We start from the raw sequence: 17,555 nt of genomic DNA, 5'->3' as shown, positions 1-17,555 counted from the left end.
TTGAGAAAACATAAAAAAAGTAACTTAGAGGTGTGTTAACAGTTAAGAGTTAATTAACCAACCTCTTGTTCAATGAATAGCAAAAAGATACTCTATGTATTGTTTGCCGTAGCCTTATTTCATTGGTCTGCACTTTCTACTCCTCTTCAAGATGGTGCAGGCTTTCTAGATTTCACCGATCAATATGAAGAGGTCAAGCTCGATGGGGAATGGGCATTTTATTGGAAGTCACTACCAAATCCGCAAGAAGATTTGATTCATCAGAATTTGGTGAGTTTTCCGAAATACTGGTCAGATTCCACTGGTTTTGCGACTTATGCAATCGACATTATACTGGATAAAAGGAAGGACTGGGCATTATATGTTCCTCCTGCTTACAGTTCACAGCAGGTTTATTGGAACGGTCATCTGATTGCTCAAAGTGGTATAGTTTCATCTCAGAAAGAAACCTATGAACCTAAGTGGATTCATGAGACTGTTCGAGTTGATTCAGATATCCTACAGGATACCAATCGACTGGTAGTTCAGATTGCCAACTTTGATCATGATAAAGGAGGCCCTACCAATAGTTTTATTTTAGGCCCCGAAAAGTGGATGCTTCAGAAGCAGATGTATCTAGAGTCTTTGGACATTTTTCTGTCAGGTGCATTGATAATGGGCGGTTTGTTTTTTCTTGGCTTATTTCTTTATGGTCGGCATCAGAAAAGCTTCCTGTACTTTTCCTTGCTATGTATTTCGTTTTCTTATTACGCTATTGGGAGTGGTAATCATGCGTTGCATTCACTGTTTCCTGAGCTATCGTGGTACTTGTCCATTCGCCTTGAATATGGCTCATTGTATTTGGCGATATTCTTTCTAACGAAGTTTATCGAACATACTTATCCACGAGAGGTCAATCGTCTCTTTGTCAGACTGTTGGCAGGAAGTAATCTCTTATTTCTTGTTTTTGCGATTTTTACACCTGTTTCATTTTTTACCTGGGTACACAAGTATTACTTGATTATTACAGTACTCATGACGATTTCAGCATTTTATGTAATCATCACTGCAACGATTAGAAAAAGAACTGGGGCTAGATACTCGTTATTTGCCATCCTTTTACTTTTGGGAGCATTGGCTCTTCGTGCACTTAATATACTGGGTATGGTTGATTATTATATTTATGTTGTGCCAGTAGGATATCTTTCGTTTTTCTTTTTGCATTCTCTTACCTTATCACAGCAGTTTGCAAAAGTTTGGCAAAAGGCCAAAGAAGATGCCGAAGCTTCTCTGAAGGCGAAATCTGAGTTTTTATCCATCATGTCCCATGAGATTAGAACACCTTTAAACGCTGTGACGGGTATGGTGCATCATCTGCTCATTGGAAAACCGAGAGAAGATCAGATGGAAACAATTGATGGTTTACAATTCTCCGCTGAAAATCTACTTACACTAATAAATAACATTCTTGATTTTAATAAAATTGAAGCTGGGAAAATAGAATTTTCTAATTCCAAATTTGATCTTCAAAAGTTAGGAAAGCAGTTAGTTAATGGCTTTAAACCACATGCAGAAAGCAAGGGAATAGCGATTGTATTTGAATCGAATTTCAATGAGAGTTTCATCTATTCAGATAAGGGTAAACTCACGCAAGTATTATTTAATCTCCTAGGTAATGCTGTAAAATTCACAGGACAGGGTAGTGTTACTTTAAAGATGGAGATACTTAAAACAACCACAGATAGTGTAGTTGTAGAGTTCCATGTGATTGATACAGGTATTGGCATTGATGAACACAAGGTTGAACAAATATTCGAAAGTTTTAGTCAGGCAGATTCTAAAATTCATGAGCAATATGGCGGGTCTGGATTAGGGCTTTCTATTTGTAAAAAGCTACTGCAAATTCAAGGTGTTGATTTGAGAGTCCTTAGTAGACCTGGAGAAGGGTCTACATTTAGTTTCACTCAAGAGTTTATCCTTCCACCCAATGCAATGGTCTCTGCAGAAAATAAAAATACTGATTTGGACGACAGTATGCTCAGGGGCAAACACATACTTCTTGTCGAAGACAATCCGATGAATGTATTGGTGGTGAAAAGGTTTATGAATAATTGGGGTATGGAAATGACCCACGCCATTGATGGAGAGAAAGCGGTGGAAATCGCTTCTGATTCTTATGATTTAATTTTGATGGATATTCAGATGCCAGGAATTTCAGGAATAGAAGCGTCTACTAAAATTCGTTCAGCTGGTATAAAGGTGCCAATAATTGCACTAACAGCCGCTGCTTCAGGTGATATTCTGGATCGAGTAAGAGAAGCTGGTATGAACGATTTTGTGATCAAACCCTTTCATCCAGACGAGTTGCAACAAAAAATGATTAATCAACTTAAAGCAGAAATATGAACAAGCAAATACTTTACTCTTCCCGTCTTTTAATCCTGGTTATTGCATTGTTTTTGACAATGTCTGCTGCAAAAGGTCAGAAAATCAAATCCGAAACGGTTGTTTATGAGGATACCCTCGGGATGGATATTTTCACACCGCTCACAAAGAATGCGAATAAACCAGTGTTGATTTATGTGCATGGAGGAGGTTTTTCTGGAGGTAAACGTGATGATGCACAGCATTTAGATTTCTGTAAAAGATATGCTGCTGAAGGTTGGGTAACTGCCACTATTTCCTATCATTTAACAATGAAAGATCAGTCCTTCAGTTGTGATCAACCAGTTCAGAATAAGATCAATACCATGTTCGTCGCAGCACAGAACATTCATCAATCTGTTGCCTATTTATTAAAGAGAAAAAATGAGTTAGGAATAGATCCTTCCAAAATTGTCCTTGCAGGGAGTAGTGCAGGTGCAGAAGCAGTACTTCATGCGGTTTATTGGGATAAAACCTATGAAGGAATACTTCCAGAAGGATTTAAATATGGAGGAATGATCAGTATGGCTGGCGCATTATTGGATGAACGTTGGGTCACTTCAGAGTCAGCAGTTCCTTCTCTGTTTTACCATGGTACTTGCGATAATCTAGTCCCTTATGACAATGCCGCTCATCATTATTGTTCTGCCGATCAAACTGGTTTTATGATGCTGTACGGTTCTTATTCACTTGCCATGAAGCTCAAAGAACTCGATAAAGTTTATTATCTGGTTACTGATTGTGGAGGAGGTCACGAATGGGCTTCCAAACCGATAGAAGAGAAATACCGAAAGCATATGGATTTATTTCTGGAATGGATTGTCAGAAGAGAAGGGTCTATACAGGGGCATACCATTCTCAGTGAAGGAACGAATCAATGTGATTACAATGATTTTGGATTTTGTAAAGTTGAATAGACTTCCTCATAAATTGTGAGGTAACCTTCTTCTCTTTGGCTTAGATTTGCCCTCCCAAAATCAGTAACAAAAAGAGTGTAATGATTAGTCCTGCTACCATAGAAGAAATAAAAAACCGCATGGATATTGTGGAGGTGGTAGGCGACTTTGTGACGCTGAAACGTTCTGGTTCTAGTTATAAAGCCCTAAGTCCATTTTCCAATGAAAAGACTCCATCGTTTTATGTAGTCCCTTCCAAGGGAATTTTCAAAGACTTTAGTAGTGGAAAAGGCGGCGATGCTATCACCTTCATCATGGAGGTAGATGGTTTGTCTTATGTGGAAGCTCTCCGATATCTGGCTCAGCGCTATGGCGTGGAGATTATTGAAGAAGAGCAGACAGATCAACAGCAAGAGGCACAAAACAAGCGGGAGAGTTTATTCATCCTTCTGAATTTTGCCAAAGAGCACTTCAAAGAGTTGCTTTGGAATCATGATGAAGGAAAAGCTATAGGTTTAAGCTATTTCAAAGAACGCGGTTTCACTGAAGAGACCATTAAGGACTTTGAATTAGGTTATACCATCGATTCGTGGGATGATCTCATGAAAACTGCTGAGGCAAAAGGGTATAACAAAGACCTTCTGGAGGAAGCAGGTCTGGTGATTTCCAAAGAGGGAGGAAAAACCTATGACCGTTTCCGTAATCGGGTCATTTTTCCAATTCATAATATTTCTGGAAAGGTAGTAGCCTTCGGCGCCAGAACACTTTCTAAAGATAAAAAGCAACCAAAATACCTTAACTCCCCTGAAACAGAACTCTACAATAAGAGTAGGATTCTGTATGGTTTATTTCAAGCCAAACAGGATGTAAGAAAAGAAGATAACATATTCCTGGTGGAAGGTTACACAGATGTGATCTCCATGCACCAGACGGGCATTAAGAATGTTGTTTCTTCCTCGGGAACGGCATTGACCGAGGATCAGATTAAATTGATTCGAAGATTTACCGAAAATGTGACGGTGATCTTTGATGGTGATGCAGCGGGTATAAAGGCATCTATCCGTGGTATTGATATGCTTCTGGAAGGCGGCTTGAACGTACGAGCTGTTGCTTTGCCAGATGGAGAAGATCCTGATAGTTACTCTCGCCAATTAGGAGCTACAGCTTTTAACCATTTTATTGAAACGGAATCTCAGGACATCATCCGTTTCAAGACGAAACTGTTCCTTGAAGATGCCAAAGACGATCCAGTTAAGAAAGCTGGATTAATTAAAGACATTGTTCGCACGATCACCAAAATTGAAGATCCGGTTAAGCGAACGGTTTATCTGAAGGAGTGTAGTGACTTACTAGGAATTCAGGAGTCTGTTCTCATTGCGGAGCAGAACAAAATTCTCATCCAGCTTAACAAGGAGCGTGGTAGTGGAGGGCCTGCTCCGGATCAACCACCAATCATGCCTGAAGATGTGCTGTCCATGCAGCCAGAACAGGTGGAAACTGTTGATATTCTCAAGCTAATTGAGCTTCAAGAGCAAGAGAGTATTCGTGTGTTGGTCAATTATGGTACACACAGTATTCTTAATCAGGAATCCATAGATCAGGATTTGATTTCGTACTTTATCACAGAAGTTGAAGAGATTCAGTTTACGAATCCGGTTTACCGAGAGATTATAGAGTTGTTCAAATCAAAATTGAATGAAGGATTCATTATTGATGGGGATTACTTATTGAGCCATGGAAGTGAGCCAGTGAAGCAGGTAGTTGTAGATATGATGACTCCACGTCACGAGGTGAGTGAAAACTGGGAGAATAAGTTTCAAATTCATATTCCAAAGGAAACAGATAAGTTACGTGATATAACTTATTCCAATATATTGAGGTTAAAGTTTAGAATTGTCCAGCATTTAGTAGAAGAAGAGACTAAAAAGTTAAAGGGAATAGGAATGGACGATGATATTGATATCATTTTGGATGAAATCAATGAGCTTAAGAAAATAGAAATGAGTATTGCTAAGATGCTCGGGAACGTGATTACCAAGTAATTTGTATATACATAGAGTAATAAATAAACAACAATGGATAAAGACCAAATGTTAGACCCGATCGAAGACGCGATTGAAGCCATCAGAAATGGTGAAATCATCATTGTAGTAGATGATGAAGATCGTGAAAACGAGGGTGATTTTATTTGTGCAGCAGAAAAAGTAACACCAGATATTATCAACTTTATGGCCAAAGAAGGTCGTGGTTTGATCTGTGCATCACTTCTTGAAGATCGTTGTGAGGAATTAGGCCTTGATTTGATGGTAGGAAAAAATACTGCCACACACGAGACACCATTTACTGTTTCAGTGGATCTTTTAGGTCATGGCACTACAACAGGAATTAGTACTGCTGATCGTGCAAAAACTATTCAAGCTTTGGTTAACCCCGACACAAAGCCTGAAGACCTAGGTCGACCAGGTCACATTTTTCCATTGAAAGCTAAGTCTGGAGGAGTTCTGAGACGCACCGGCCATACGGAAGCTGCGGTTGATTTTGCACGTTTAGCAGGATTGCAGCCGGCTGGAGTATTGGTAGAGGTGTTGAAAGATGATGGCACCATGGCCAGACTCCCTGATTTACGAGTCATTGCAGATAAATTCAACCTGAAGCTTGTTTCCATCAAGGATCTCATCACTTATAGACTTGAGAAGGAATCTTTAGTAACAGAGGAGATAACTGTAGATATGCCAACAGAACATGGCATGTTCAAGCTTAAAGCATTTAAGCAAACAACGACAGGTGAGACTCACCTAGCCTTATTTAAAGGAGAGTGGAAGGAAGATGAACCCGTATTGGTCAGAGTTCACTCTAGCTGCGTAACTGGAGATATTTTCGGTTCTTACCGATGCGATTGTGGGAATCAGTTGCATAGTGCAATGCAGATGGTTGAGAAAGAAGGAAAAGGTGTGGTTCTATACATGAACCAGGAAGGTAGGGGCATTGGTTTGGTGAATAAACTAAGAGCTTACAAACTTCAGGAGGAAGGTTTTGATACAGTAGAGGCTAATTTGAAGCTTGGCTTTAAAATGGATCAGCGCGATTATGGTGTTGGGGCACAGATTATTCGTAAACTAGGTATCACCAAGTTGAAATTAATTACAAATAATCCTAAAAAACGTGTTGGATTGATGGGGTATGGCCTGGAAATTGTAGAAAACGTACCTATTGAAGTAACACCAAATGTCCATAACAAGAAGTATCTTGAAACCAAGCGTGACAAGATGGGACATGAAATTTTAAAGATTAAACATTAAATGAGAAAATCATTTTTCGTCATTTTCTTATGCTTATTTACCCTTCAGGGATTTAGTCAAGATTTCTCAAGTGAAGTATGGCATGATGGTTACCTGGTAACATCAGATCAAGATACACTCAGTGGCCTCCTAAAGTATGATATGGAGGCCAATGTGGTGCAAGTGATTCAGAATCAGGTAGTAAAGACCTATAGTAGTCATAAGATTTTTTATGTTGAGATCTACGATAAGATTTTATCGAGTTATCGGCAATTCTATTCCATTCCTTATGATGTGAACTACAATTACAAGATTCCCATTCTTTTTGAAGTGCTTTATGAAGGTCCACTATCTTTACTTTCTCGTGAGCAAATAGTCCAGGAATCAACAAATACCAGCTCAGCATACTGGGGTGGATCATTTGTGAGAGATGTAGTAGCTTATACTTTCTATTTTTTGGACAAAGAAGGCAATATTGACTTATTTACCGGTAAGCGTGCGGACTTGCTGGAGATTATGTACAAGCACAGCCGTGAAGTCCGGGAATATGTCAAAGACAATCATTTAAAAACCGATGAGGTACGTGATTTAATTCGTATTACGGCCTTTTACAATTCACTCTAAAAAAAAATTACTATGTCTAAGCCACTGATTTTGGTTTCAAATGACGATGGAATCACTTCTAATGGTATCAGAAAACTAGTTGAACTCATGTCCACTCTCGGTGAGGTAGTGGTAGTAGCTCCGGACAGCCCACAGTCTGGCATGGGGCACGCGATTACTGTAGGAGATACCTTGAGGCTAAAAGAGAATAGAATTTTTGGTCCAAACATTATGGCTTATGAATGCAGTGGAACTCCTGCAGACTGTGTGAAGCTAGCTAAACATCATTTGTTGACCGATAGAAAGCCCGACCTTGTAGTGAGTGGTATAAACCACGGCAGCAATACGTCTATTAGCGTGTTGTATTCTGGTACCATGAGTGCAGCTATTGAAGCGGCTATCGAAGGGACTCCTGCCATTGGATTCTCCCTTTGTGACTATGATGTCGACACTGAATTGGCTCACTTTGATGAGTACATTTTGAAGATTACCAAGGAGACCTTAGAGAAAGGCATACCGAAAGGAATTGCTTTGAATGTAAATATTCCTGCAAAGCAGAATGAGCCAATCAAAGGAGTGAAGGTATGTCGTCAGGCCAATGCGAGATGGGAAGAAGACTTTGATCAACGTGTTGATCCTCACGGAAGAAAGTACTTCTGGATGGTTGGTAACTTTGTGAATCACGACAAAGGAGAGGATAACGATGAGTGGGCTATTGCCAATAATTACGTATCATTAGTTCCTTGTCAGTTTGATTTAACAGGGCATCACGCTATTCGCATTCTCAATGATGAATGGGATATCTAGAAAGGAGTAAATCTTAAGAATAGATTAACGGCGGGATTGGGATTATTAACCGTTCTTCCATAGCCAGGGATTGCATAGGTATCGTAAATAGGATATCTATCATAAGATGAGAGGAATCTCAACCTGGCATGAAAGCCCAGAGAAAACAAGTGATTGATTTTGGCCTCTGGGTTTTCTTTATTGAACACAATCCTGCTTTCGGAAGTTATCACCAGTTCTACCCAGCGACCTTCTGATTTACGTGGCCCAAAAGTAGTTTCATAACCTTCTTGTATACCTGACGCACTTTCTACGTAGACCTCACCATTATCGGTAAAGCTGCTTTGGCCGTATCGAACACTAAATCCCAATTTACTTTTGGCATCAAGGTTATTCATGTATCCGCCACCTATGCGGAAATAGTTTCCTTCGGAGTAATAATTCCCATTCTGTAAGGCATTCCTTGGATGAAGACTGCCATAGCCATACTCTGCTATAATAGAATAGTGATCAAAGAATAATAAGTTGACGCCTGCTTCATATTTTATTTCATCACTAACGATAGAAATAGCCGGTTTGCCGTAATCAATCAAAAATGAAATACTAAACGGTTGAGCTGGTTCTTTAGGTATCTCCACCGCTACATCGGTAGAATCTTGTATCAACGTGTCTGCCACCTGAACGGTATCACTCATCACTGGAGGAGGTCCCTTCGGAGGCATTTTAGCCGGTGGGTTTCGATCCTGAGCCGAAAGCCATCCAATTGACAATAGACTAAAAATAAACAGTAACTGTAGTTTCATCGCTGATGCATTCAGTGGTTGCGCAATTTACATGAACAGTGTCACTATTCAGAATATCCAGATCTCGAGCTCTCACACTAGCAACTCGAGCCTCATTTACGGTTTCGTAGGTTATATAACTGAAATCCAGATTAAAGACGGTATCAATTATTGTGATTTCATAATTAGACTGAGCATATTCTCCAACGGTTCCCAAAAGTAACGGTAGCGAGAAAGTAGCCATAGTGTCTTCATAGATCAACTCTGTCCCATTATTTAACAGCACTACACTGGTCAATTGAACCTTGCCACTGTTCATTAATGTGATTAAGCTCTTTAATTCTGTATTCTCTGCTTTGACGTAGCTAGTATAATTTGTTACACTGTCTCTTACAACGTCAAGCGAATCATTGAATAAAGTAATTCGGTCAAATGCTTCTTGATATTCGGTTGCACCATCGTCAATAAGGATCTGTAAGGCATCTAATGAGTCGTCCAGGAAATTAATAGAGTCGGTGAGGTCCGACTTCCATTCAGTCAGCTTCGTAATCGAATCATCATTAAATGCAACCAGTACGTTGACCTTATTGATGCTATCTTGATTAATGAAAACGACCTTTACTGATGGGTCATAAACCAAAGGCTCCCCACAGTCTTCACACGGATCACATCCCCATGCAGATAACATCCAAACTCCTAAAATGACTAAGTATCTATTCATTAAATGGCATCAACATCAAAAATGACACGAACACTCTTATAAGAACGCTGACTCAATAATATATTACGCGAATTAAGCAGGAATTCTTTTAATGCAGCCAGATTTATTCCCTGTTTTTCAATTTTAATAAAGATTTCAAACAAGTATTGGTTCCGTATTTTACCAATTAATGGCTCAATTGGCCCATTGACTCGGGCATCACCGAGATGTTTGCGTATTTCCATGCTGTAAAAACGTGCCGCGTCTCCTGCAACTTGCTTATCTACATCTTTAAAGGTGATGTTGATGATGCGGTAGAAGGGAGGGTATTGGAATTGTTGACGCTCTAAAAGTTCGTTTTGATAGAAACCAAGATAGTCCTGATATCTCAAACGTTGCAGTATGGGTTGGTCTGGATCATTGGTTTGAATGATTACTTTGCCTTGATCTGCTCTTCGGCCGGCCCTTCCACTTACCTGATGAATTAATTGATAAGCTCTTTCGTGAGATCGAAAGTCCGGAAAATGGATGATTCTGTCCGCATCAAATACTCCTACCAGTTCCACTCCTTCAAAATCTAGCCCTTTACTGACCATTTGGGTACCTACCAGTATATCGATTTCTCCATTTTCAAACTCATCGATGATTTTCTGATAGCTGTACTTACTTCTGGTAGAGTCCAGGTCCATACGGCGAATTCGTGCTTCTGGAATCAACAGTTCTAATTCCTCTTCAATTTTCTCTGTACCAAAACTCATGGTCTTTATTTCGGTGCTTTGACATTGAAAGCATTCCAGCAACATGTCGGTTTTATAGCCGCAATAATGACAAACTAATAGGTTTTGGTAGCTGTGATAGGTCAAACTTACATCACAGTGAGGGCATTTGGGAATATACCCACAGTTGTGACAAGTGACATACGGCGCATAACCACGTCTGTTTTGGAAGAGGATTACTTGTTTGTTTCTTTCTAAAGTTTCTTGAATGGCTTTGAGCAAAGTAAGACTGAAGTTGCCTTTCATCTTGTTCTGCTTACGCTCAAGTACAAGATTTGCAAAAGTTACTTTTGGCAAGGTGACCGATCCAAATCTTTCGGTCAGTTCTACCAATCCATATTTGCCTTCCAGGGCGTTGGTATAGGTTTCCAAAGCTGGAGTTGCTGTGCCAAGAAGTGTTTTACCATGAAAAATTGATGACAAGTAAATGGAGGAATCACGAGCATGATACCTCGGTGCCGGTTCGTGCTGTTTGAAGCTAGGCTCATGCTCTTCATCTACGATGATCAGAGACAAGTCTGTAAAAGGAAGAAAAACGGCGCTACGCACCCCCACTACAAAGTTGTATTCACCTTTCTGAACCTTTTGCCATACCTCCACACGCTCATTGTCAGAGTAGCGCGAATGAAATACGCCAAATTCCTCACCGAAAACTTTGGAGAGTCGTTTGATGATTTGGGTTGTTAGTGCAATTTCAGGTAGAAGGTAGAGCACCTGCCCACCGTTTGTTAATACATTTTGGATCAGCGAAATATAGATTTCCGTTTTGCCACTACCGGTCACTCCGTGAAGTAAAGCAGTAGACTTTTGTTCGAAAGCTGCAAGTATCTCATGAAGCGCTTTACTTTGGCCTTCAGATAAATCAATAGCTATTTCTTCAGATGCACCCAGTATTCCATCGAGCCTTGAGATTGTCTTTTCCCATTCTTCGAAGAATCCGTTTTTGGTAAGTGTTTTAAGAGATGAGGCGCTTATGTCTTCAGCTAGTAACGCTTTTTTAGAGATTCCGTCTTTATTCTTACTAGGATATTCAAAAAGAGGAACCAGTCGCAAATAGGCGAGAAGTACCTCTAGTTGCTTCTGTTTGCCCTCCAGGGATTCACACAATTGATCAAGCGTGTCCTCATTGTTATAGACTTCTTTAAGCCTAATCCAGGTTTCTTTCTTAGGTATGTATTTGTCTTTGACCTGTTCAAATACCTGGATGATATTCTTCTCTTTGAGCTTTTTGACGTAATTGTAAGGAGATTTGATGTCGAGAATTGGTCCAACATCATTGAGTTTAACATCTCCACTCATCAAGTGCCGAATGACTATTTCTTCCTTTTCGCTTAAGTCCAGGTCCTCCAGATCTATATCTGGATTTAATGAAAGATAGGATTCACTTGAGATTTTTAAGCCTGCAGGTAATGCAGCATTCATCACTTCTCCAATGGTACACATATAGTACCTGCTGATCCAGTCAAAAAATTGTAGTTGTGTGTGGGTGACAATCGGAACTTCATCCACCAGATCCATGATTTCTTTCGGCTCATAGCTGTTTGGAGCCTCATCATGTATGGCTGCTATGATTCCTGTGTAGATTTTGCGTTTGCCAAATTGCACGATGACCCTCGATCCAATTTCAGGATTTGGAAAAGCTGATTCAGAAAAACTGTAGGTGAAAGTTCCCGGGAGTGGGACTGGTAATATGACTTCTAAGAATCTCAAGGACACAAATCTAATTCAGTTTGTGCAGAGAGGGTAGTGTTAGTTAATCCTTCTTTAGAGAGGCGATTTCTTTTTGACTATCTAGTTTTAATTTGTCAATGTTATTCATCAATCTATCGATGATTTTTACGGTGACACTAGTCATTTCAACTACGTCTTCAAATTTAGAAATCATTTCCATGAGGTCGTCCTTACTAATCTCTGCGTCACTCAGTACCTTGCTCTTAAATTCAGCAAGATATGCTTTCTCCTCGTGATATAACTTCATGTTTGGGCCTAGTTAGTGATTTGATTCGAATATGAAATTAGGGATATTCATTGAATAATAATATGCAATTTGGTCGAAAGTGAATAGATGATGGATGAACTTGTCAATTTGTCTCATGAACCTTTTGGATAACTTGATCAATTTCATGGACTGGTCGTTCACAAACTTTGTTGTAACAAACGAAGAAAGTAGTCTGTTGATTAACAGGGGTTTTGTATTCAAATAGCGATAATTCACTGTTACCGGCATTGGCCATCAGAATACTGTTTCCAAAGTAGGTTTTATACAACTCTTCCATTTGTATCTGAAAGTCATTGCCTACACATAGTATTTCTGCGGTAGATCGGTGCATTTGTAAGGAGACCTTCGCCCAATTTGCCAAATACTCCGGTTCTTGTTTGATGAGTTTATTGACCATCAATACCATCTGAAGGCTTATTTGCTTGAATGAATCATTGTCATACATCAAACCAAGCTTGTACAGGTTTTCTGCCATCATAGAATTGGAAGCAGGAATAACATTGTCAAAAAGCTCTTTTTTGCGTGCAATAAGCTCTTCAGACTCGCTGCTAGTATAGAAGAACAGTTTTTCTTCTTTGTCAAAATAATCCGAAATAGACAGTTCGGTCAATCGCTTCGCTTCGGTGAGATAAGCTTCATCAAAGAAGGTCTCATAATACAATATATATGCCTGTATTACTGCTGCATAATCTTCCAAATAAGCATTGATCGATTCCCCTTTTACTCGAAGAAGTTTTCCATTGATGGTCAACTCATTCTTTAAAAATTGGGCATTGTTCTGAGCTAATTTTTTGATTTTCTCGTCACCAGTAGCTTGATAAACTTTGCAAAGTCCTGTAAGCATAAGCCCATTCCATCCAGCGAGAATTTTAGAGTCAAGGCCTGGTCTAGGTCGTTTATTTCTTACTTCTAGAGCCTTAGATTTAAATGAATTGACGATTTTATTTATTTCGGCCAAAGGCAATTCCATGTCCTCAGCAAATGCTTCTTTAGAATCTAGTAATCTCAGTACATTTTTGCCATCTTCCCAGTTGCCCTGCTTGGTCACATCGTAATACTCCGCTAGAAGAGAGAAGTCCTGTCCGGCTATTTCACGGAACTCATCAAAAGTCCAAACATAAAACTTGCCTTCTTCTCCTTCACTGTCAGCGTCCAAAGCACTGTAGAAACCTCCAGAGGTATCCGTCATTTCATTGAATAACCAGTCTACGATTCCTGTGATGACCTCCAGATAGAGGTTGTTTTTTGTTATTTTATAGGCGTCAGCATAGAGGCTTAAGAGCTGGCCATTGTCGTAAAGCATTTTTTCAAAATGAGGAACATGCCATTGGCCATCCACGGAGTATCTGCTAAAACCCCCGCCAATTTGATCATAAATGCCTCCATGAGCCATTTTGTCTAGTGTGAACCATAGATGATTCTGAACAGAATCGTTCTCATTCAGGTCTGTATAAGTCAATAAATAGTTCCATACAGCAGGCATGGGAAATTTTGGTGCTCTCTCAAAACCACCCCATTGGTCATCGAACCTGGAAGCTAATGATTCAATGGTTTTGTCAAAATCCACGTCTTTAAGTTCTTCTTCAGCGTAGAGAAGTCCATACTTCTGAGCTTCGCTTTGGTTGAGGTTCTGTGCAAATTGCTCCGCTGATTGCGATAGCTGATCAAACTTGTTAGTGTAAGCATCGGAAACAGATTCTAAAAGTCGTTTCCATTGCTCAGGGGGGAAGTAGGTGCCACCATAAAATGGTTTCTGATCTGCAGTCAAAAATACATTGAGCGGCCATCCACCTCTAAGACCCATCACTTGAATAGCGTCCATATAGATATTGTCAATGTCAGGGCGCTCTTCACGATCAAGTTTGATATTGATGAAATGCTTATTCATCAGCTGAGCTATGGTGTCGTTCTCGAATGATTCGTGTGCCATCACATGACACCAGTGGCAGGAAGAGTAACCGATACTTAGTAAAATAGGCTTGTTTTCTTCTTTTGCTCTGGCTAATGCTTCTTCACCCCATGGGTACCAGTTGACAGGGTTGTCAGCGTGCTGAAGTAAGTAAGGACTCGTGGAGTTGGCTAGTTTGTTTTGATTATCGCTGGTGCGTTCAGATGACATTTGCTGGCAATTTGTGAGAATTAGAATAGATGTAAAAACTAAACAACACCTCATTAGATGAGTTGGTTTTTGACATAGCTGATTTCTTCCGTTACATCAACTTTGCTTTCGAGTTGTTCGAGTTTTTTTATGGTACTCAATAAGAACTTTTGATGTTCTGGAGAGTGTGGATGGAACGGTCTATGAGAAAGTGACTTAAGTATTTTGTTCCAGTTATCGATGAATTTCAACGTTTCTTGATTGAAAAAAACTTGTCCAAACTTTGCCCAGATATAATCAACGGCTTGACTCGATGGATGAATCATATCGCTTTTGTAAAAACGATAGTCTCTGAGTTCATCAATCATAATTTCGTAGGATGGGAAGTAGTAACAGTTAGCATCCTGTTTTACGATCTCGTGAACAGCGCTAATTAGTGTTGCTTTGCTGATATTGTTTTCTATAAGCCCGTCTCTTACATGTCGAACGGGACTTACCGTGAGAATTACTTTCAGATTCGGGTTGATCGTTCTAATCAGTTCCAACGTTTCCTGGTAATCTTCAATAATTTCTTCCTGGGTAAGAGTGATTCTTTCGAACTCTTTTTGCGGAATCTTATGACAATTTGCTACAATCTTGTCATTCCCTTTGTATTTGTAGGCATAGATTGTTCCGAAGGTGATAATCAGCCATTCGGCTGCTATCAAACTCTGTCTGGAGAGTCTGGATCGATCTTCTAGTAATGTCTTGAAGTTGTTTAAATCAGTACCGGAGATGGCACTGTGAGTATCCCAATGGAAATAGATATTGCCACTTTTGATAAAATTATCAGGGTCAATGCCTTCACTTAAGATCAATTTTAAGTTCTTGAAAGTGGAGTAGGGGTTATAGATAATGCCAAGAGGGTTCGTCACTATATCAAACTTATATTCCCTAAGTTTAGAACCCATATTGTCTGAGAAGCACGAACCAATACTAAAAATTGGGTCTTTCAGTCGGATTTTAACGGGGTTTGGAGGTATATGGAAGGGAAGTGTGAACACTTTTGAAATATAGTCAAGAACTGATACAAACAAAAAACCCTGACTTCTTACGAAATCAGGGTTTGATTAAGTTATTGTTGATAATTACTCAGGAACTACGTTCAAAGTAATTTCATGATGTACTGACTTGTGTAGATCAAGTACTGCTTTGTGCTCACCAAGTTCTTTAATTGAACCAACGAAAGAGATTTTCTTTCTGTCAATTTCAAAACCTTTAGCAGCAAGAGCGTCAGCAACTTGAAGTGCTGTTACAGCACCGAAGATCTTACCAGTTTCACCAGCTTTTGTTTTGATCTCGATAACTGTTTCGCCGATTTTAGCAGCCAATTCTTCAGCATCAGCTTTGATTTTCTCAGCTTTGTGAGATGCTTGTCTTACGTTTTCAGCGATCATTTTCTTGTTGCTATCGCTAGCAATGATTGCCATTCCTTGGGGAATAAGATAGTTTCTGCCGTATCCTGGCTTTACGCTCACGATATCGTTCTTGTATCCTAGACCTTTGATATCTTCTCTTAATATAATATCCATCCTTATCTTACTTTAGAGAGTCTGTAACATATGGTAAGAAAGCAAGGTGTCTTGCTCTTTTTACAGCCTGAGCTACTTTTCTTTGGTATTTTAAGCTTGTACCAGTAATTCTTCTTGGAAGAAGTTTACCTTGCTCGTTTACAAATGCCAACAAGAAATCTGGATTCTTGTAGTCAATGTATTTAATACCAGTCTTTTTGAATCGGCAGTATTTTTCTTTTTTCTGCTCTCTGTTGATAGGTTCGTTCTGTAATGTCATGACGCTACCTCCTCTTTTTTCTTGTTGAATTCTCCTTTTCTTCTTCTTTCGTTGTAAACAATAGCATGCTTACTAAGTGCTGTAGTTAGGAATCTCATAACTTTTTCATCCCTTCTGTACTCAGTCTCAAGCTTGTTGATTACAGGTGCTTCTGCTTCGAATTCAAAGAGTTGGTAAAAACCAGTTGATTTTGATTGAATAGGATAAGCAAGCTTTTTCAAGCCCCAGTTTTCTTCATTAACTAGTTTTGCTCCAGCATCAACCAATACACCTTTGAACTTTTCAACAGCATCCTTCATCTGAGCCTCAGACAAAACGGGAGTTAAAATGAATACTGTTTCGTAATTTTTCATAATTGTGTATAAAATGAACTATTAAAAATTGAAGTGCAAAAGTAGGTATTTTTTGGATAAAAACACCATTTGCTTATTTATTTAACCGTGAAAGTACCAGTGCCCATCAGGTATTCGTCGGTGTACACATCAACAATGTGTCTTCCTTCAGCGTATTCGCTGCCTTTGTCGTAAAACATAGTTACTTCCTGGCTGTTCTTATCGTAAAGGATTTCTTGTTTAGCCGTATAGAAAAGCTCCCTGTTTTCAAACATGAATGAACCAGAACCTCTCGTTACATCAAACAATACATTACCATCAGGAGCTACTATGCGGATCAAGATCTCTTTTCCTTCAATAGGGGCTACTTTGTTTTCAGCTACAGTGAATTTCACTTTTAACTGATTAATGTGACGATTTCTGAATTCAGTTTCTCGTTCTTTACCACTTTCATTAACGGCATAAACAGTCATTCCTTCCACTTTTAAGCGAGAAGCGAAAGCAACCTTTTCCTGAAGTTCGGTAGTTGTTTTGTTCGCTTTACTCAACGAATCATTCAATTGCTGCTTTTCAGTCTTCAATTCTGTATTCTCAGTCATCAACTGATCGTTGATCTCTTTTAACTGCTCTATTTCCACATCTTTAGCAAGTAGCAATTGCTTATAGCCATCCACACGGTCTCTCAATTCTGAAATCATGTTTTTACGATTGCTGATTTCTGTAAGCAATAGCTTGCGCTCTGCCTGTAGCTTTTCCTTAACCTTCATCAAAGTGTCCACTTCACCACCTAGCTCACGAATGGTCATGATTTTGGCGTCTAGCTCAGTTGAAATACTGTCCAAATTAAGAAGTGTATTGTTCAACTCAATTGCCTGAGCCTCTTTGTCAGCTTTCAGGTTGTCATAAGTGTAGTATAAGAATATGACAGCAGCCAATAGCACTACCACAATTCCTATAAATAGAGGAGTTCGGTCCTTCTTTGGTTTTGGTTGTGTGTAATTTTCTTGTTGTTGCTGATTGTCTTCCATTGTATAAAATCAAAATTTCGAGCAAAAATAGGTGTTTGAGCGTG

At 39.4% G+C, this 17,555-nt stretch carries 16 protein-coding genes; 6 read left to right on the top strand and 10 right to left on the bottom strand.

The genetic code is table 11. The annotated features are described in order from the left end of the window. The first annotated feature begins 72 nt into the window (after positions 1-72). From NXS00_RS03375 to surE, 6 genes are all read left to right on the top strand, one after another. A complete protein-coding gene (locus tag NXS00_RS03375) occupies positions 73-2,385 on the top strand; it encodes a response regulator (RefSeq protein WP_258097704.1) in 2,313 nt (770 codons plus the stop codon). Next, on the top strand, positions 2,382-3,320 hold the full coding sequence (locus NXS00_RS03370) for an alpha/beta hydrolase (protein WP_258097703.1): 939 nt from the start codon (positions 2,382-2,384) through the stop codon (positions 3,318-3,320). Before NXS00_RS03375 ends, NXS00_RS03370 begins: the two co-directional genes overlap by 4 nt. 80 nt (positions 3,321-3,400) lie before the next feature. Then, on the top strand, positions 3,401-5,341 hold the full coding sequence (dnaG, locus tag NXS00_RS03365; RefSeq protein ID WP_258097702.1) for a DNA primase: 1,941 nt from the start codon (positions 3,401-3,403) through the stop codon (positions 5,339-5,341). Positions 5,342-5,374: 33 nt separating this feature from the next. Next, entirely contained in the window at positions 5,375-6,598 is a 1,224-nt protein-coding gene (locus NXS00_RS03360) for a bifunctional 3,4-dihydroxy-2-butanone-4-phosphate synthase/GTP cyclohydrolase II (protein WP_308708406.1), read from the top strand. Then, positions 6,599-7,201, top strand: coding sequence for a hypothetical protein (locus NXS00_RS03355; RefSeq protein ID WP_258097701.1), 603 nt, complete (start codon positions 6,599-6,601; stop codon positions 7,199-7,201). Positions 7,202-7,213: 12 nt separating this feature from the next. Then, on the top strand, positions 7,214-7,987 hold the full coding sequence (gene surE, locus NXS00_RS03350) for a 5'/3'-nucleotidase SurE (protein ID WP_258097700.1): 774 nt from the start codon (positions 7,214-7,216) through the stop codon (positions 7,985-7,987). Here surE and NXS00_RS03345 read toward each other — a convergent pair. The 10 genes from NXS00_RS03345 to NXS00_RS03300 all read right to left on the bottom strand — a co-directional run bounded on the left by NXS00_RS03345 (position 7,984) and on the right by NXS00_RS03300 (position 17,511). Next, positions 7,984-8,769, bottom strand: a complete 786-nt coding sequence (locus tag NXS00_RS03345) for a DUF6048 family protein (RefSeq protein WP_258097699.1) — start codon at positions 8,767-8,769, stop codon at positions 7,984-7,986. The two genes, surE and NXS00_RS03345, sit on opposite strands and share 4 nt — an antisense overlap. After that, positions 8,741-9,469 carry a hypothetical protein gene (locus NXS00_RS03340; protein WP_258097698.1) on the bottom strand — a complete coding sequence of 243 codons (729 nt, stop codon included), beginning with the start codon at positions 9,467-9,469 and terminating at the stop codon, positions 8,741-8,743. The genes NXS00_RS03345 and NXS00_RS03340 overlap by 29 nt, the downstream gene beginning before the upstream one ends. Further along, positions 9,469-11,934, bottom strand: a complete 2,466-nt coding sequence (gene priA, locus NXS00_RS03335; RefSeq protein WP_258097697.1) for a replication restart helicase PriA — start codon at positions 11,932-11,934, stop codon at positions 9,469-9,471. Before priA ends, NXS00_RS03340 begins: the two co-directional genes overlap by 1 nt. Before the next feature lie 43 nt (positions 11,935-11,977). Continuing rightward, the gene (locus NXS00_RS03330) at positions 11,978-12,202 is read right to left on the bottom strand and encodes a hypothetical protein (protein WP_258097696.1); all 225 of its coding nucleotides are present in this window, start codon (positions 12,200-12,202) and stop codon (positions 11,978-11,980) included. Positions 12,203-12,305: 103 nt separating this feature from the next. Further along, positions 12,306-14,342, bottom strand: coding sequence for a thioredoxin domain-containing protein (locus NXS00_RS03325; protein WP_258097695.1), 2,037 nt, complete (start codon positions 14,340-14,342; stop codon positions 12,306-12,308). 53 nt (positions 14,343-14,395) lie between these two features. Beyond that, positions 14,396-15,364 (bottom strand): GSCFA domain-containing protein, encoded by a 969-nt coding sequence (locus NXS00_RS03320; protein ID WP_258097694.1) that lies wholly within the window; start codon positions 15,362-15,364, stop codon positions 14,396-14,398. Positions 15,365-15,448: 84 nt separating this feature from the next. Beyond that, positions 15,449-15,892, bottom strand: coding sequence for a 50S ribosomal protein L9 (gene rplI, locus NXS00_RS03315; protein WP_258097693.1), 444 nt, complete (start codon positions 15,890-15,892; stop codon positions 15,449-15,451). Positions 15,893-15,899: 7 nt separating this feature from the next. Next, positions 15,900-16,151 carry a 30S ribosomal protein S18 gene (gene rpsR, locus NXS00_RS03310; RefSeq protein ID WP_258097692.1) on the bottom strand — a complete coding sequence of 84 codons (252 nt, stop codon included), beginning with the start codon at positions 16,149-16,151 and terminating at the stop codon, positions 15,900-15,902. Then, on the bottom strand, positions 16,148-16,504 hold the full coding sequence (gene rpsF, locus NXS00_RS03305; RefSeq protein WP_258097691.1) for a 30S ribosomal protein S6: 357 nt from the start codon (positions 16,502-16,504) through the stop codon (positions 16,148-16,150). Before rpsF ends, rpsR begins: the two co-directional genes overlap by 4 nt. A gap of 77 nt (positions 16,505-16,581) precedes the next feature. Beyond that, positions 16,582-17,511, bottom strand: coding sequence for a DUF8428 domain-containing protein (locus tag NXS00_RS03300; protein WP_258097690.1), 930 nt, complete (start codon positions 17,509-17,511; stop codon positions 16,582-16,584). Positions 17,512-17,555 lie beyond the last annotated feature (44 nt).

This window comes from Marinoscillum pacificum (genome assembly GCF_024714495.1).
In the GTDB taxonomy this organism is placed as follows: Bacteria; Bacteroidota; Bacteroidia; order Cytophagales; family Cyclobacteriaceae; genus Marinoscillum; species Marinoscillum pacificum.
The sequence above is the reverse complement of the archived record's forward strand: the minus strand, read 5'-3'. Positions and strand labels throughout refer to the sequence as shown.

Bases quoted from the DNA above. Each gene is read 5' to 3' on its own strand.
- NXS00_RS03340 (WP_258097698.1), bottom strand. From the start codon at position 9,469: ATGAATAGATACTTAGTCATTTTAGGAGTTTGGATGTTATCTGCATGG.
- NXS00_RS03325 (WP_258097695.1), bottom strand. From the start codon at position 14,342: ATGTCATCTGAACGCACCAGCGATAATCAAAACAAACTAGCCAACTCC.
- NXS00_RS03345 (WP_258097699.1), bottom strand. From the start codon at position 8,769: ATGAAACTACAGTTACTGTTTATTTTTAGTCTATTGTCAATTGGATGG.
- dnaG (WP_258097702.1), top strand. From the start codon at position 3,401: ATGATTAGTCCTGCTACCATAGAAGAAATAAAAAACCGCATGGATATT.
- NXS00_RS03355 (WP_258097701.1), top strand. From the start codon at position 6,599: ATGAGAAAATCATTTTTCGTCATTTTCTTATGCTTATTTACCCTTCAG.
- NXS00_RS03300 (WP_258097690.1), bottom strand. From the start codon at position 17,511: ATGGAAGACAATCAGCAACAACAAGAAAATTACACACAACCAAAACCA.
- surE (WP_258097700.1), top strand. From the start codon at position 7,214: ATGTCTAAGCCACTGATTTTGGTTTCAAATGACGATGGAATCACTTCT.
- NXS00_RS03370 (WP_258097703.1), top strand. From the start codon at position 2,382: ATGAACAAGCAAATACTTTACTCTTCCCGTCTTTTAATCCTGGTTATT.
- NXS00_RS03375 (WP_258097704.1), top strand. From the start codon at position 73: ATGAATAGCAAAAAGATACTCTATGTATTGTTTGCCGTAGCCTTATTT.
- rplI (WP_258097693.1), bottom strand. From the start codon at position 15,892: ATGGATATTATATTAAGAGAAGATATCAAAGGTCTAGGATACAAGAAC.
- rpsF (WP_258097691.1), bottom strand. From the start codon at position 16,504: ATGAAAAATTACGAAACAGTATTCATTTTAACTCCCGTTTTGTCTGAG.
- NXS00_RS03360 (WP_308708406.1), top strand. From the start codon at position 5,375: ATGGATAAAGACCAAATGTTAGACCCGATCGAAGACGCGATTGAAGCC.
- rpsR (WP_258097692.1), bottom strand. From the start codon at position 16,151: ATGACATTACAGAACGAACCTATCAACAGAGAGCAGAAAAAAGAAAAA.
- NXS00_RS03330 (WP_258097696.1), bottom strand. From the start codon at position 12,202: ATGAAGTTATATCACGAGGAGAAAGCATATCTTGCTGAATTTAAGAGC.